Origin of the sequence: Natrinema thermotolerans, from assembly GCF_031165565.1 — an archaeon.
Taxonomy (GTDB): domain Archaea; phylum Halobacteriota; class Halobacteria; order Halobacteriales; family Natrialbaceae; genus Natrinema; species Natrinema thermotolerans.
In genome coordinates this window covers 2,480,553-2,494,027 of the sequence record NZ_CP101873.1, presented here as the reverse complement: position 1 = coordinate 2,494,027, position 13,475 = coordinate 2,480,553, and the positions used below count along the sequence as shown (strand labels likewise).

Annotated in this window: 18 protein-coding genes; 7 read left to right on the top strand and 11 right to left on the bottom strand. The window is 67.7% G+C overall.

Going from position 1 to position 13,475, the window contains the following annotated elements; translation table 11 throughout:
* Position 1 precedes the first annotated feature (1 nt).
* From NP511_RS12830 to NP511_RS12820, 3 genes are read right to left on the bottom strand one after another with little or no spacing between them, the layout of a single operon-like run.
* Entirely contained in the window at positions 2-571 is a 570-nt protein-coding gene (locus tag NP511_RS12830) for a DNA-directed RNA polymerase (protein WP_006180732.1), read from the bottom strand.
* On the bottom strand, positions 572-964 hold the full coding sequence (locus NP511_RS12825) for a type II toxin-antitoxin system VapC family toxin (protein WP_006180731.1): 393 nt from the start codon (positions 962-964) through the stop codon (positions 572-574).
* A 1-nt stretch (position 965) separates the two neighbouring features.
* Positions 966-2,198, bottom strand: a complete 1,233-nt coding sequence (locus NP511_RS12820) for a translation initiation factor IF-2 subunit gamma (RefSeq protein ID WP_049965797.1) — start codon at positions 2,196-2,198, stop codon at positions 966-968.
* Between the two features lie 165 nt (positions 2,199-2,363).
* Between NP511_RS12820 and NP511_RS12815 the strand changes: the two genes are divergently transcribed.
* Positions 2,364-3,368 (top strand): DUF5787 family protein, encoded by a 1,005-nt coding sequence (locus NP511_RS12815; protein WP_049965796.1) that lies wholly within the window; start codon positions 2,364-2,366, stop codon positions 3,366-3,368.
* Positions 3,369-3,417: 49 nt separating this feature from the next.
* Here the strand turns inward: NP511_RS12815 and NP511_RS12810 are convergent, their stop codons facing one another.
* The 3 genes from NP511_RS12810 to NP511_RS12800 all read right to left on the bottom strand — a co-directional run bounded on the left by NP511_RS12810 (position 3,418) and on the right by NP511_RS12800 (position 6,267).
* A complete protein-coding gene (locus NP511_RS12810) occupies positions 3,418-4,242 on the bottom strand; it encodes an MBL fold metallo-hydrolase (RefSeq protein WP_049965795.1) in 825 nt (274 codons plus the stop codon).
* Positions 4,243-4,311: 69 nt separating this feature from the next.
* Positions 4,312-4,641, bottom strand: a complete 330-nt coding sequence (locus NP511_RS12805) for a hypothetical protein (protein ID WP_006647857.1) — start codon at positions 4,639-4,641, stop codon at positions 4,312-4,314.
* 174 nt (positions 4,642-4,815) lie between these two features.
* Entirely contained in the window at positions 4,816-6,267 is a 1,452-nt protein-coding gene (locus NP511_RS12800) for an ATP-binding protein (RefSeq protein ID WP_006647858.1), read from the bottom strand.
* 142 nt (positions 6,268-6,409) lie between these two features.
* On the opposite strand from NP511_RS12800, the gene NP511_RS12795 reads away from it, so the two are divergent.
* Positions 6,410-6,781 carry a universal stress protein gene (locus tag NP511_RS12795; RefSeq protein WP_006180139.1) on the top strand — a complete coding sequence of 124 codons (372 nt, stop codon included), beginning with the start codon at positions 6,410-6,412 and terminating at the stop codon, positions 6,779-6,781.
* A 2-nt stretch (positions 6,782-6,783) separates the two neighbouring features.
* Complete coding sequence (locus tag NP511_RS12790) at positions 6,784-7,359, top strand: GNAT family N-acetyltransferase (protein WP_049965794.1); 576 nt, start codon at positions 6,784-6,786, stop codon at positions 7,357-7,359.
* A gap of 96 nt (positions 7,360-7,455) precedes the next feature.
* On the opposite strand, the gene NP511_RS12785 is transcribed toward NP511_RS12790, so the two are convergent.
* Positions 7,456-7,914 carry a universal stress protein gene (locus tag NP511_RS12785; protein WP_049965793.1) on the bottom strand — a complete coding sequence of 153 codons (459 nt, stop codon included), beginning with the start codon at positions 7,912-7,914 and terminating at the stop codon, positions 7,456-7,458.
* 114 nt (positions 7,915-8,028) lie between these two features.
* Between NP511_RS12785 and NP511_RS12780 the strand changes: the two genes are divergently transcribed.
* Together NP511_RS12780 and NP511_RS12775 are read left to right on the top strand one after the other, a co-directional pair.
* Entirely contained in the window at positions 8,029-8,490 is a 462-nt protein-coding gene (locus NP511_RS12780; RefSeq protein WP_049965792.1) for a universal stress protein, read from the top strand.
* 86 nt (positions 8,491-8,576) lie between these two features.
* Positions 8,577-9,830 carry a DHH family phosphoesterase gene (locus NP511_RS12775; protein ID WP_049965791.1) on the top strand — a complete coding sequence of 418 codons (1,254 nt, stop codon included), beginning with the start codon at positions 8,577-8,579 and terminating at the stop codon, positions 9,828-9,830.
* A gap of 290 nt (positions 9,831-10,120) precedes the next feature.
* On the opposite strand, the gene NP511_RS12770 is transcribed toward NP511_RS12775, so the two are convergent.
* The 4 genes from NP511_RS12770 to NP511_RS12755 all read right to left on the bottom strand — a co-directional run bounded on the left by NP511_RS12770 (position 10,121) and on the right by NP511_RS12755 (position 12,270).
* Positions 10,121-10,816: a hypothetical protein gene (locus tag NP511_RS12770; protein ID WP_049965790.1), complete on the bottom strand. Its 696-nt coding sequence runs from the start codon at positions 10,814-10,816 to the stop codon at positions 10,121-10,123.
* 75 nt (positions 10,817-10,891) lie between these two features.
* Positions 10,892-11,320, bottom strand: a complete 429-nt coding sequence (locus NP511_RS12765) for a DUF5807 family protein (protein WP_049965789.1) — start codon at positions 11,318-11,320, stop codon at positions 10,892-10,894.
* Between the two features lie 95 nt (positions 11,321-11,415).
* Positions 11,416-11,853: a DUF7112 family protein gene (locus tag NP511_RS12760; protein ID WP_049905343.1), complete on the bottom strand. Its 438-nt coding sequence runs from the start codon at positions 11,851-11,853 to the stop codon at positions 11,416-11,418.
* 21 nt (positions 11,854-11,874) lie between these two features.
* Entirely contained in the window at positions 11,875-12,270 is a 396-nt protein-coding gene (locus tag NP511_RS12755) for a 30S ribosomal protein S6e (RefSeq protein WP_006647866.1), read from the bottom strand.
* Positions 12,271-12,767: 497 nt separating this feature from the next.
* Here NP511_RS12755 and NP511_RS12750 point away from each other — a divergent pair, with 497 nt between their 5' ends.
* Positions 12,768-13,046 (top strand): WNWW family protein, encoded by a 279-nt coding sequence (locus tag NP511_RS12750; protein WP_006647867.1) that lies wholly within the window; start codon positions 12,768-12,770, stop codon positions 13,044-13,046.
* A gap of 53 nt (positions 13,047-13,099) precedes the next feature.
* Positions 13,100-13,444, top strand: coding sequence for a hypothetical protein (locus tag NP511_RS12745; RefSeq protein ID WP_006647868.1), 345 nt, complete (start codon positions 13,100-13,102; stop codon positions 13,442-13,444).
* Positions 13,445-13,475: the final 31 nt, after the last annotated feature.

Here is a 13,475-nt window from a genome sequence, read left to right as displayed (position 1 = left end):
GTTATTCACCCGCCGTGGCTTCGCGTTTCTCGTGTTCGTCCTCGAGCCAGGCGTGTTTGCCGAGGCCGGGCTGTTTCGCGGTGAGCCCGATCTTCGAGTCCCGGGGGTTGCGTTCGTCGATGCTCTTGGTGACGATGCGGGCGCGGACGGCGTCGTCGACGCCGAGCGCGCGGTCGGACTCGTTCGATGAGAGCCGCTGGTTCTCGCCGTCGAAGGCGAGGTATTCGTCGCTGATCTGCGAGACGTGGAGCAGGCCGTCGACGGGGCCAATGCCGACGAAGGCACCGAACTCGACGACTTCGACGACGGTGCCGTCGACGACTTCCTGCATCTGTGGATCGAACGTCACCGCGTCGAACTCGGCCTCGTAGTACACTCCGGGGCGGTTGGGCAGGACCGTCCCCTCGCCGATATCGTGAACCTCCGTGACGGAGACGACGCTGCCCACCTCCTCGTCCATGCGCCCCTCGAGTTTGTCCTGGAGCAGTCGTTTGACTCGATCCGGCGAAACGTCGCCGAGTTCTTCCGGCGGTACTTCTACCGTGTCCTTCAGTCTAACCCGTTTGTACATCTATGGTTGAGTGATCGCTAACTTGTTTCTCCCGCGTAATGCAATTACCGGTCTCCCCGCTTCGAGGACCCGGTCGCGCAGCGGGCGGTCGTTCGTGACGACGTAGTCGACGTTGCCCTCGCGGGCGAGTTCGACCAGTGCGTCGTCGGCGTACGATGCCTCCGTGTCGACGGCGAGACAGCGCTCGGTCGCCAAGTCGTGGCCGACGGTCGCGGCCGTTCCCTCCTGCCCGCCCTTCTCGGAAAGTCGCCGGAGTTCCTCGAGGACGGCCTGTGGGATCGTCGCCTCGTAGTCGTCCAACAGCCGCTCGAGTTCCTCGAACAGCCGCACGTCGAGTTCGACCGGCATCATGAGCGCGCTCGTGTCGAGGGCGACCCGCGTCGACTGTCCCATCTCAGTCCGTCAGGGTACCGAGACCGATCAGCCGCCAGCGCGCGCCGATGCGGCGGTTGATCGCGATTTTCGTCCCCGGTTCGGCGGCGACGGGTCGCTTGAGTCGGACCTCGCACTCGCCCTCGCGGGCGCTGGTGACCGAGCCGACGGTCGTCGCCGTGCCGACGGTCATCATCAGCGGTTCGCCGGTGCTGATCTCGTCGACCGTCTCGCCCTGGTCCGCGCCGACGACCCGTTCGAGCAGGTCGACCTCCATCGTGAACTCGTTCCAGGTCGGTGGGAGCGTCCCCGGCGGGCCGGCCATCCGGCCGGCCAGCGCGTCGCCTTTGGTCAGCGAGGGGTCGAGCCCGGTCCCGACGCCGAGCAGGCCGCCCGGCGTGACGGTGTCGACGGTCTCGCCGCCGGCCTGCAGCGAGCGGATCGTCGTCTCGATGGGGACGTACTCCGTCTGGCCGCCCTCCTCGACCTCGCGGCCGGGGCGGATCTCGATCTCGTCGCCGACCTCGAGTTCGCCTTCGACGAGGCTGCCCCCGAGGACGCCGCCGGCGAGGTCCTTCGCGGACGTACCGGGTTTGTTGATGTCGAAACTGCGGGCGACGTGCATCCGGGGATCGGCGTCGGGATCCCGATCGGGGGTGGGGATCTCCTCCTCGATCGCCTGGATCAGCAGGTCGAGGTTGACCTCCTGACCCGCGGAGACGGGGACGATGGGTGCGTCCTCGGCGACGGTGCCTTCGACGAACTCCTTGATCTGGTCGTAGTTGTCGCGGGCGGTGTCGGCGTCGACGAGGTCGACCTTGTTCTGGGCGATGACGATGTTGTCGATCCCGATGATGTCCAGCGCCATCAGGTGTTCCTCCGTCTGGGGCTGGGGAACGGGTTCGTTGGCGCTGACGACCAGCACCGCGCCGTCCATCAGGGACGCGCCGGACAGCATCGTCGCCATCAGGGTCTCGTGCCCCGGGGCGTCGACGAACGAGACGGTCCGCAGCGGCTCGCTCTCGGAGCCGTCCGGACACTCCTCCTCGACGGTGTAACACTCGGGTTCGTCCAGTCCCTCGCAGTGACGGAACGTGGCGTCGGCATAGCCGAGCCTGATCGAGATTCCGCGTTTCATCTCTTCGCTGTGTTGGTCCGTCCACGAGCCGCTGAGCGCTTGCACCAGCGTCGTCTTGCCGTGGTCGACGTGACCGACGAGCCCGATGTTCACCTCCGGTTGTCGATTTCCTACCATAAGACGATGAGTAATCTTGGGTAGTGATTCCCCTGTGCGACTGATAAAGGTTGCGAGCTATCCCGTCGATTCCGGGGCCGACGGAACCGGGAGAATATCACCCGTGCTGTGGTTCCACACCGGCGATCCCGACGACTTATCTCCCGTCCGCCCCTCACACGTACCGTGTCCGAGTTCGCGTTCGAACTCGAGTTGTGTGCCCACCTCGAGGAGCGCGGCGAGGGAATCGTCGCCCGCCAGCTCGGGGGGAGCGTCGCTGATCCCGGCGGCCGGATCCTCGACGTACTTTGCGTCGAGCCCGGCCCCGAGTTCGAGGAGCGCGTCGAACTCACCAGTGAGACGATCCCCGACGCCGCGATCGAGTCGGCGGTCGGCACCGGGCGGGCTCGTTACTGGAAGGACGCCTTCGAATGCCACCCCGAGCGCGCCCGCAACGCCACCGAGCGGGCCAAAGAGATCGGCTTCTTCGAACGCGACCGCGAGGCCAGCGCGACCAGCAACCGCGAGTACGTCCGGCAGGTCGCCCGCTACCCCGACTGGTACGACCGCATCGTCGGGATCGAGAACAAGCCCGATCTGGGCCGGCCGGGCGACCTCGAGATGCAACTGCGGACCGACGTGAGCCTCGCCCTGCTGGACGAGGCGATCCTCGCGACCGAGAGCTACGTCACGCGCGCGCACCTGAACCGGATCCCCGACGAAGTCGGCGTCTGGCGGGTCCACCGCGACGAGACCGCCGCGGGCGACGGCCTCGAGATCGAGGTGATTCGCGAGCCGGCCCCGCTCGTGCCCGACGTGCCCGGGATCGAGCCCCTCGCCGCCCACCCGGGGCGAACGGAGATCGAGGTCGTCTCGCCCGATGCGAAAGCACGGGCTCGCCGCCGACTCGCCGAACGGGCCTACGGCAAGGGGTGGCGGACCTACGAGTTCCCAGACTGCGGCGCGTGTCGCCCGGCCGACGCGAGCGGCGCGACGCTACCGTACTGCGAGTGGACGGACCGGGTCGTCGACGCCAACACGGAGTGCGGGCCGGACTGTCCGGGCCACGAACCGGAGTCGGCGGCCGACCTCTCGACCGACCTCGAGGCCGAACGCGACCGCCGGACCGCGTGGACGGCCGATCCCGACGGCAAACGGCGGCGACAGTCGGGACTCGATCGGTTCGGCTGACGGCCCGGCGGCCGCCGCTCGAGCGCCGGACGGACACGTTCCCCCGGATCTATAGTTCGTAGACCTCGCCGTCGACCGCCAGCGGCTCCGCGAAGGCCTCCTCGGCGGGGTAGAAATGCGCGAGATGAACCAGCCGCGTCCGGTCGGCGTTCAGTTCCTCGGCCAGCGCGAGCGCGCCCTCGCGAGTCATGTGTTTCGTCCCGAACGTTCGAGCGACGCCGTCGGGACCTTCGTGGCGGCCGCCGAGCGGGTGGTAGTCGGCCAGGCTCGCCGGGACGATGCCGTCGGCCAGCAGGAGGTCGGCGTCGGCGAGGACTCCCCGAGACGCCTCGGGGACGTCGTGGCTCGTGTCGCCCGTGATCGACAGCTTCGCGCCCGTCACGGGGTCCTCGACGGAGAGGCCGTAACAGACCAGCGGCGGGTGGTCGACCGGCACCAGGGTTACGTCGAGCCCGCAGATCCGGACCGTCTCGAGCGGCGTCGTCGGCACCACGGTGACGGGATCGAGATAATGGTAGTCGTCGTCCACCGTCTCGGCGACGCTCTTGCCCGTCTCGGGGTCGGTCTCGTCGGCCGCGTAGACCTCGAGGGAGTCTAGCACGCGAAAGACGTTGCCAAGCCCATCGAGGTGGTCGAAGTGGATATGGGTGATGACGGCGGCATCGGGCAGGGGCACCTCGTCCCGGAGGAACTGGTACCGGAAGTCGGGGCTGAAGTCGATCAGCAGCGACTCGTCGACGCGCTCGTTCTCGACGTGGACCGAAAAGCGCGTGCGTTCGACGCCGCGCTCTCGAGCCGCTACGCAGGTGTCACAGTCACAGCCGACGGTGGGCGTCCCGGTCGTGTCGCCGGTGCCGAGCAGGGTCACCCGCATCGTCAGTTTATCCCCCCGGCGGCGTGTCGGCGGGCCGGCTCGAGGCGGTCGCGACTCCCGACTCGTCGCCTACACATACGATCGGCCTTCCTCGAGCGCCGTCCGGATGAACGGGTGGTCCGAATTCGCCTCGACCCGCTCGGCCGGCAGGACGTGTACCTCGAAGACGACGCCGTGTTCGGCCCCCACGGTTTCGGCGAGGGCCTCGAGTCGCCGCTCGCGTTCCGGGTCCGCCTCCTCGAGGACCAGCAGTACCTCGACCGACGCGTGGACGCCGCGGTCGTCGCCCCGGACGGCGTCGCCGAAGACGACGAGGTCGCGGATCGCCTCGCCGTGGTCGTCCTGTGCCCGGGCCGCGAACGTCGCCGCGGCGTCTCCCGCTGGGGCGTCATCGCTCATAGGTGCCCCTTGACAGCCGTCGCATAAAGGGTATTCCCCGCAGGACGGGCGCTCCATCGCCCCCGTTGGCGACGCAACCCCAGGTCGCGCCGTCCCCGAAGCCAACGCTCGAGGGGCGGAATCGAACCCGCTGCGAAAACGTATCGGGACGGCCTCGGACGGGCGCCGCAGGGCTCAGTGGTCGTGATCGTGGTCGTGCGAGTGGCCGCCGTCGGACCCGTGGTCCGACGAGGATCGCCTCGCGTCGCTCGGCTCACCGCCGTCGCTGGCCTTGTCGAGGTCCCCGCCAGCGACTAAGGCGTCGTGGTCGCCCTCCATCATGTCCATGTTCTTGAGGGTGTCGCGCTCCTCGAACTCCTCGACGGCGTTCAGGAGGTCCTGCTGGGTCAGCGTCGTCCGGTCCTCGGTCAGGGCCTCGAGGACCGCCTCCCGGAGGACCATCCGGAGGTCGCTGCCGGTCAGTCCCTCAGTGACATCGGCGATGAGTTGGGGGTCGAACTCGTCGATGTCCATCGTCCGGGTGATGAGTCCGAGGATGTCCGCCCGCATGCCCTGGTCGGGTTTGGGGAAGTTGATGATCTCGTCGAAGCGCCGCCAGGCGGCGTCGTCCAGTTGGTCGGGGTGGTTGGTCGCCCCGATGAGCAAGACGTCGTCCTCGATGAGCGAGATGTTGTCGATGCTCTTGAGCAGGGTGTTGACCGCTCGCTTCAGGGCGGCGTGTTCGTCGCTGCGGCGGGTCTTGGCGACGAAGTCGAACTCGTCGATAAAGAGGATACACGGCGAGAGTCGCTTGGCGACCTCGAAGGTCTTGTCGACGTTTTTCGCCGTCTCGCCGAGGTACTGCGAGGTGATCATCGAGAGTTTGACCTCGACGAACGGCAGGTCCATGTCCTGTGCGAGCGCCTGTGCGGTCGAGGTCTTCCCGGTGCCCGGCGGCCCGACGAACAGCAGCTTCCCGATCTCGCGCAGGCCGATGTCGGCGAGGTAGTCGCGGTGTTCGATCGCCTTCGAGATCTTGTTGAGTTCGTTCTGTTGGTCGTCGGTCAGCACGAGGTCGTCCAGCGACATGTCGACCTCCTCGGGCGCGCGGACTTCCACGAGGTCCAACATTTCCTCGTCTTCCTCCTCGTCGAAGTACTCGTTCAGGAGGCCGTCGATCCAGACCCGATCGGCCTGGATCGGCCGGTTGCGCTCCCGGGCTGCCTCGTGGGAAACGTCGAAATCGTAGTCGTCGTGGCGCTCGAAGTGTTTCGCCAGCGTCGGGTTCTCCAGCAGGCGCTCCGCGTCGACGCGTTCGGCGAACCACTCCTCGGCCATGTCCCGTTGAGCGAGGGTGATCGTCCCCGAGAACTCGTCGCGCTCGGTGAACATCAGGTCGGAAATGGCTTCCCACGGCCGGTCGACATCGGTCGCCTCGCGGGCGGTCGTGGTCGTGACCGAGAGCGGGCGATCGATCCCCGCGGGTTTGCGGCTCGAGCCCCCGTCGTCCCCGTCCTCGTCGACGCCACCGGTCCAGTAGACCCGGCGAAACGCCGGCGGGAGATCGTTCTCGTCTAGCGTCCGGTCGTCCGAATACACGCTCGTCGTGAGCAGGAACTCCACGACATCGAGCGCTGCATCACTCATTCGGTCAACGTATTCACTACACGCTCTTAACAGCGTCGTCCTGCACAACGTCTGCGATTGGCTGGCTCGCGAACGGTCGGCTCGACGCGATTCGGGGGCAAATGGCACAACCGTTTTCGTGTATCGGCTCACAGTCACGTGTATGAACGTGTTGCTGGGTCTGGGCGGCAGCGACGAGTCGGTGAAGACGCTGCGACGGACCATCGAGCGAACGACCGACGTCGGCGACGACCTGACCGTCGCCATCGTCGACAAACCCGAGTCGAAGCGATCGCAAGACGAAATGTGCCAGCAGGCCCGCGAAGCCCTCGACGAGGCTGGCCTCGAGGACAGGCCCGTCGAGAAACTCGAGGGCGATCCGGGCAGCGCGCTCGTCGATTACGCCGAACAGGGCGAGTACGATCAGCTGGTCATCGGCGGCGGGACGCTGAGTCCGATGGGGAAGATACAGCTCGGGCCGATCACCGAGTTCGTCCTGTTGAACGCCCCCACGACGGTCAAGTTGGTGCGATAACGATGTCGGGTTCGCGTCAGTACCCGGACGACCCGTCCGGACCGTTTCCCGCGCCGCCGACGACGATCGAGGACCGCGAGGACCGCCCCATCGAGATCCGCGCCGTCGGCTCGTTCGCCGAGGGCGCGCTCGAGGACGTCGTCGAGATGTACCTCGCGTTCGATCCTGCCGATCGGGCACAGGGGATCCCGCCGACCGGCGAGAGCCGCATCCGCAACTGGCTCGAGACGATCGGCGAGGACAGCGTCAACGTCGTCGCCTCCCACGATGGCGACGCCGTCGGCCACGCGATGTTGGTCCCCGACACCGACGATCCGTCGGCGATCGAGGACAACGCCGATATCGAGTGGGAGCTGGCGATCTTCGTCCTGCAGGCCTATCAGCAGGCCGGGATCGGCACCGTGTTGCTCGAGAACCTACTGGGCCACGCGGCCGAGATCGGAATCGAACGCGTCTGGCTGACCGTCGAGCGCTGGAACAACCCGGCGATCGCCCTCTACGAACGGGTCGGGTTCGAATCGACGGGGACCGAGAGCTTCGAACAGGAGATGGCGATCCTGCTCGATCCCGAGGGCTGACACGGTCTACTGTAACGAGTTGCCGGTGGAACCGCAGGGCGATCGCGGTCCCACCGGCGATGACTCGCAGTCGCCCGTATGGAACGGTCGCCGTCGCTACACCGATAGCACGGGTTGGCTCGCGTAGGAGAGGACGTACTCGGCCGCCTGCTCCAAGACCTCCGCCTCGGTGCCAGTAACCGGTTCTCGAGGGAGGACGATGAAGTCGGCGTCGACGGCGTCGGCCGTGTCGAGGACGACGTTGCCGGGGTGGCGGGTCTTGCGCGTCTGCGAGAAGCCGTCGTCGACGGAGGTCGCGAGGTCGACGTCCGCGTCGTCGGCGATCCGCCGGACGTCGTCGAAGAACTCCTGGGTCGTCTCCGCGACGTCGATCTCGTCGACCGTGCCGGCGTCTAACCCGCGGACGACCCCGCGCCCGAGGACGAACAGCGCGTGGACGCTGGCGTCGTAGCGGTCGGCGACGGCGACGGCGTACTCGACGGCGGTGGCTGACTCCTCGCTCCCGTCGACCGTCGCGAGGACGGTGTCGACGGTAAACGGCTCGCTGGCGTCCATACGCGGCAGTGGGTGGGCCGGCATGAAAAAGCCACCCCACCGCGGCGGCGCGCCGGCAGCCGTTCGCCCCGTCGAACGGGGAGGTTTAAGCGCTCGCGAGCGAAAGCTCCCGCTATGTTCGATACCGTCGTGGTCGCGACCGACGGCTCCGACAGCGTCAAACGGGCGGTCGACGTCGCGCTCGATCTCGCCGCCCGCTTCGAGGCCGACGTCCACGCCCTCTCGGTGGTCGACGCCAGCGAGGTCGACGCCTCGCCCCAGCAGCTCCGGGACGAACTCCGCACCGCCCTCGAGACGACCGCGGACGCGGCGCTGGCCACCGTCGAAGACCGGGCCGACAGGCAGGTAACGACGGCGATCCGGGACGGCCGGCCTGCCGCCGAGATCTGCGAGTACGCCCGCGAGGTCGACGCCGACGCCGTCGCGACCGGGACCCGCGGTCGCCACGGCGAGAACCGGCTCCTGCTCGGCAGCGTCGCCGAACGGGTCGTCCGCACCTCGCCGGTACCCGTGTTGACGGTCCGTCAGCTCGAGCCAGCCGGCGACGACGGCGACGGGTCGACGGCCGACGCCTGACGCCGCGTCCGATCGCGCCGGCGCTGCCGGCCTCCGACGCTCTCGAGACCGGCGGTTACTTCCCCGGCGATCACCCACGAAGAACCATGTACGACGAACTCATCGAGAGCGGTGATCTCCCGCTCTCGCGGAAATCCGTCCTCCCGGGAACCGGCTTCTTCCTGCCCGACGAACTCGAGGAGGACGTGGAGGAACAACAGGCCGAGGCCGCCCTCGAGGGGGCCGAGGTCGCGGTCGTCGCGGACCCGGACGCTGACGGACTGGCCTGCGTGGCCCTGCTCCGGGAGGCCTACGACGACGTGCGAAACGTGCCGGAACCCGACGACGCGGACGAGGGCGCTGCGAGCGACGACGGCGCCGAACCGGTCGCCGACGCGACCGACGACGTCGACGAGACGGAACTGGCCGTCGCGACCGGCGAGGCCGACGCCCCGCTCGAGGAACCCGAGCCGACGCCCCACGGCGTCGCCTTGATCCCCGCCAGCCCCCACGACGTCGAGGACGCACTGGCCCGCGTCGCCGAGTACGGCGACGAGGGGATCGACCTCTATGTCTGTGACCTCGCGCCGGACAAATACGAGTACGTCGAGTCGGAACTCGACGCGGCCCTCGAGACGGCCGACCGGGTCTCGTGGTACGATCACCACCAGTGGGGCGATGACGTCGCGGCGGCGGTCCGCGAGGCCGGCGTCGACCTCGTGATCGGCGACTCCGACGAGGAGTGTTCCGCCGACGTGGTCTATCGCTCGCTCGAGTACGAGTTCGACCCGATGTACGAGGAACTCGCGGCGGTCACGCGGGACCACGACCTCTGGCTACGGGAGGACCCCCGCAGCGACGATCTGGCGGACTACGCCTACTGGACCGACCCCGCCGAATACGTCGAGGTCGTCCGCGAGTACGGCGCCGACCTGCCCGCGTGGGCCGAGGACTACATCACCGAGCGCCGCGTCGAGAAGGAGGCGCTGATCGATCGCGCGGTCGGACGCGCCGAGTACCGCGAGATCGGGGGCTACACTGTCGGCGTGACCTACGGCCGCTGTTCGCAAAACGAGGTCGCGGAAGCCATACGCGAGCAGGGTGCCGACGCCTCGGTGATCGTCAAACCCGCCGGCTCGGCCTCGATCCGGGGCACCGACGAGTTCGACCGCTGTCACGAGGTCGCGGGGAAGGTAAACGGCGGCGGCCACCCGAAGGCCGCCGGCTGCAAGCCCGACATCTACGACGACATGCTCGACTACGCGAACCACTGGACGACCCGCGGCGCGGTGACGAAGCAGGTCATCCTCGACGCGTTCCGCGAGGTCGTCGACGAGGCGACCGACGACGGCGAGAACTGATCGGCTCGAAGAGCGCCCATCTCGGTTTCTCTTGCTAACAAGAGCGGAACCATCGAGACATCACTCCCTGCTGACCGGCCGGTATGCGGTGGCGCGCACTGTCGACCGGCCGAACGATAGTGAGGACGGGAGACGACACTGTGCGAGGGATGAGCGAGGGAGTCTCGCGACCGAGCGAATCGGCTGGGGAGGGCGTGGCCCCTCCGTGTGCCACGATAGCAGAACTCCGTCCCACAGCCACGTTCCGTATCGATCACGCCGTTTGTGAAAGAGCCGCTCGAGTACGTCTCCTAGCCTCGAGACGCGAAGTACCGCATCACGAGCTGTAACACGTGGACGAAGACGCCGGCGACGGCGATGTAGACGCCGATCGTCTGGAGCGCGACCGACGCGGTTCGCTCGTCCCGAACTTTCCAGATCTCCCAGCCGAGTCGCAGCAGGAATCCCAGGAAGATCAGGACGAAGCCGGCGAGCAACGCCGGCGTGTAGAACGTCCCGACGGCGATGGCGACGAGCCCGCCGATGAAGGCGTAGTTGGCGTAGGAGCCCCAGTGATCGAAGTCACTCGAGCGGGCGTAGACGTAGGCGGCGATGACTGCCGTCAGCACTGCGACGACGACGGCCGTCACAGCGAGGACTGTCAGCTGGGACTCCCGCGGCACGAACCGCAGCACGCCGGCCCCGAAGACCCCGAAGGCCAGTTGGAGGATCACCATCCCGAGGACCGCGACCCCGGTATCGCCGCCGGCGACGCCGCGCTCGGCGACCAGTTGGCCGGCCATAATCGCCGCCCCGTAGGCGATCGCGCCGACGATCGGGAACGAAAAGAGGGCGTCGTTGAGCGCCGCCAGCGGCGTCGTCGCCAGCGCGTACATCACCGCGACGTTGATCGCCAGCAGGAGGCTCGCGCCGCCGATCACCCGCGCGTCCCGACTCGAGAGACCGAACCCGCGGCGGGTCTCGGACGGCGTTCCGGTCGCGCTCATGGCGGTGAAAACGCCGGTGCGGCGCAAAAGCCTGTGGCCTACCGCTGACTGCGGGGTTGGGCCCGTGGGCGGAAGCTACGCCTCGGAGACGTTCCAGCGGTCGGAAAACGCCGTGCCACAGGTACACTGGGCGTAGGCGTGGATCACGTCGCCGTCGGCGTAGATACCGCCGACCTCTTCGTTTTGCTCCTCCGCGAAGGCGAAGACGAACTGGATCGCGTGGTCGCCGTCGTCGGCCGCGTCCGGACACTGCGCGCCCGCGAGATCATCGTCGATCTCCCCTTCGGTACTCATCGCGGACTTGGCGAACTCCATCGCGCCGGTACCGGTCGCCGCCTGGAACGCGTTACGGCCCCGTTCGCCGTCGACGACGATCAGCGTCCCGTCCGCGACGGGATCGCCGAACTGCGCCAAGCGGTCGTCCGAGACGAACGAATCGGCCAGAAACAGCGCCACGTCCTCGGGGCGCTCCCCAGCGAGGAACTCCGCGCGTTGGTCAGTCATGGCCCCGGATTCGCGCTCGAGGTGGAAAAAGGACCGTATTCGCGGTTCGCCGCGCCATCGGTCGGCGACAGCCACGGCAGGCCGATCGCGCGTGGCTACCCGTCCTCGAGGTCCTTCGCGATCTCGCTGAGGCTGTCGCTTGGCGGTTCGCGGGCGTCGTAAAAGACCGTCTCGCCGGGCGCGCGACAGCCGTAGAGGAACTCGGGTTCGACGACGTCGATCAGCACCGAGCCGCCGAGGGGAACGTCGTGATCGTCGACCCACTCGGGAAGGCGGTCGGTCGCGCCGCTGGGATCGCGGGCACCGTCCGGCGTCTCGTAGACGCCCGGCACCGACAGCTCGTCGCCGGTCAGTGCGCGCTCGATCTGTGCGAACAGTTCCTCGCCCTCGAGGACGAGCCGGACGACCTCGTCGGTCGGAAAGGCGTCGCGGTCGTCGGCCGGCACCTCGAGTTTGACCCCGGTGGCCGTCTCCGTACACGTCGCACGGACCGTCCGCACCGAGGGATGATCGCTCGAAATTCTATCTGACATGGAAAACGGATGGCGAGGGCGTTACTCGTCGTCGCCGTCGCCGAGGAGTTCGTCGACATCGCTGCTACCGCGCTCGGAGATCGAGGCGTTGATCTGGGCGACGGCGTCGGAGACCTCGCGGCCGCGGACGGTGATCCGGCGGCGCTCGCCGTCACGGGACGGCTTGTAGCCGGTCTGTCGACCGTTCATCAGCACTTCCTTCAGGTTCGAACCGGCGACCTCGTCGTTGAGCGGGCGGCCGGCCTCGTCGGAGCCGCCGGTGATCTCGAGCGTGTAGCCGTCGAGCCCGACGGCACCGCCGTCGACTTCCTCGCCGATCGACTTGCCGATAAAGCGGTTCGCGTCCTGTTCCTCCGCCTCGAGCTGGTAGGACGACCCGGAATCGGGGTCGCCGACAACGACAGTGAAACTTGCCATGCCCGACGGAAGACGGCCGTCGCTCAAAAGAACATCGATCGTCACCCAACTTTTGCGCTGTCGTTCGAGAGAGCAAAGCTCTCTCGTGACTGAGCGAATCGAAGATTCGCGAGGTCCGCGAAACCGAAGGTTTCGCTTGATGACGAAAGACGCCTTTGGCGTCTTTCGAACCACGGGCCGGCTTCGCCGACCCTCGGCAAAACGTGGATGAAAAGCACTCCTCCCTCCGTTCCGAGCGCTCCGCGCTCTCCACATCGGTCGTCGGCCCGCTCGCTCGCCCGGTCTCACGGCCTTCGGCCGTTCGACGTATCGCGGCGCTACGCGCCGCGTGCGGCCTCGCTCGCGGTGATAAACGGGGGGGGGGGCGGCCTGCCCTCTCCCGGGTCGGACGGCTCTCGCAACGCTCGAGCCGTCCTCCCGGCCATCGAACCGTCTTCGACGCTTTGCCCGCCCGTTCCGCTCGAACAGTCAAGTACCTGCAACGCCTACCTCGAGCCGTGTTCATCGATCCGGGGCGACTCGAGGGTCGCCTGCGCGAGGAGTTCGGCGGCACGATGGGCCAATCGCGGGTCGTCGTCCGGCAGGCCGTCGACCTCGCGGACGCCGGGAAATACGAATCGGACGTCGGGACCGCGCTGACCAACGAGATCGTCCTCGAGGAGTTGGCCGACGCCCCCGAAGGAACCCCACCGGAGCGGTGGAACTGGTGGATCGGCTCGCTCGAGCTTGCATACGGCGGCTACGGCCGGTTCGATATCCGCCAGTATCGGAAATAGCGATCCGCAACGAAGAGTAACACCGATTGTCCTCCGGGCCGTAGGGGTCCCCGATGAGCGAACTGTCGCGACCGGTCTGGCCGGCGTACCCGCTATCGATACTCGTCGCCGGCCTCGGCCACTGTTATCTCGGCCGGTGGAAACGCGGCGGGATCTGGTTCCTCTGTTACGGCCTCGCGCTCGTGTTCCTGAGCGCGCGAACCGTCTCGGGTGCGCTCAGCCTCGAGGAACCGTTCGTGGTGACGGCGCTGCAGTTCGACGCCGTGAGTTACACCGACGTCGCCGTCCCGCTGACGATCCTGCTGGTCTGTCTGCTCGATGTCTATCTCATCGGGCTGGCCGAACGGACCACCCTCCCGCCGGCCGGGGCGGACGACCGCCGCTCGAACAGTTCCTGACGAACCCGCCGGCGACGGCGGCCTGGGGTGG

What these genes read in the sequence shown, in the direction of transcription:
- NP511_RS12775 (WP_049965791.1), top strand. Translation starts at nt 8,577, where the DNA reads ATGTACGACGAACTCATCGAGAGCGGTGATCTCCCGCTCTCGCGGAAA.
- NP511_RS12745 (WP_006647868.1), top strand. Translation starts at nt 13,100, where the DNA reads ATGAGCGAACTGTCGCGACCGGTCTGGCCGGCGTACCCGCTATCGATA.
- NP511_RS12805 (WP_006647857.1), bottom strand. Translation starts at nt 4,641, where the DNA reads ATGAGCGATGACGCCCCAGCGGGAGACGCCGCGGCGACGTTCGCGGCC.
- NP511_RS12755 (WP_006647866.1), bottom strand. Translation starts at nt 12,270, where the DNA reads ATGGCAAGTTTCACTGTCGTTGTCGGCGACCCCGATTCCGGGTCGTCC.
- NP511_RS12830 (WP_006180732.1), bottom strand. Translation starts at nt 571, where the DNA reads ATGTACAAACGGGTTAGACTGAAGGACACGGTAGAAGTACCGCCGGAA.
- NP511_RS12810 (WP_049965795.1), bottom strand. Translation starts at nt 4,242, where the DNA reads ATGCGGGTGACCCTGCTCGGCACCGGCGACACGACCGGGACGCCCACC.
- NP511_RS12795 (WP_006180139.1), top strand. Translation starts at nt 6,410, where the DNA reads ATGAACGTGTTGCTGGGTCTGGGCGGCAGCGACGAGTCGGTGAAGACG.
- NP511_RS12825 (WP_006180731.1), bottom strand. Translation starts at nt 964, where the DNA reads ATGGGACAGTCGACGCGGGTCGCCCTCGACACGAGCGCGCTCATGATG.
- NP511_RS12780 (WP_049965792.1), top strand. Translation starts at nt 8,029, where the DNA reads ATGTTCGATACCGTCGTGGTCGCGACCGACGGCTCCGACAGCGTCAAA.
- NP511_RS12770 (WP_049965790.1), bottom strand. Translation starts at nt 10,816, where the DNA reads ATGAGCGCGACCGGAACGCCGTCCGAGACCCGCCGCGGGTTCGGTCTC.
- NP511_RS12800 (WP_006647858.1), bottom strand. Translation starts at nt 6,267, where the DNA reads ATGAGTGATGCAGCGCTCGATGTCGTGGAGTTCCTGCTCACGACGAGC.
- NP511_RS12760 (WP_049905343.1), bottom strand. Translation starts at nt 11,853, where the DNA reads ATGTCAGATAGAATTTCGAGCGATCATCCCTCGGTGCGGACGGTCCGT.
- NP511_RS12765 (WP_049965789.1), bottom strand. Translation starts at nt 11,320, where the DNA reads ATGACTGACCAACGCGCGGAGTTCCTCGCTGGGGAGCGCCCCGAGGAC.
- NP511_RS12785 (WP_049965793.1), bottom strand. Translation starts at nt 7,914, where the DNA reads ATGGACGCCAGCGAGCCGTTTACCGTCGACACCGTCCTCGCGACGGTC.
- NP511_RS12790 (WP_049965794.1), top strand. Translation starts at nt 6,784, where the DNA reads ATGTCGGGTTCGCGTCAGTACCCGGACGACCCGTCCGGACCGTTTCCC.
- NP511_RS12820 (WP_049965797.1), bottom strand. Translation starts at nt 2,198, where the DNA reads ATGGTAGGAAATCGACAACCGGAGGTGAACATCGGGCTCGTCGGTCAC.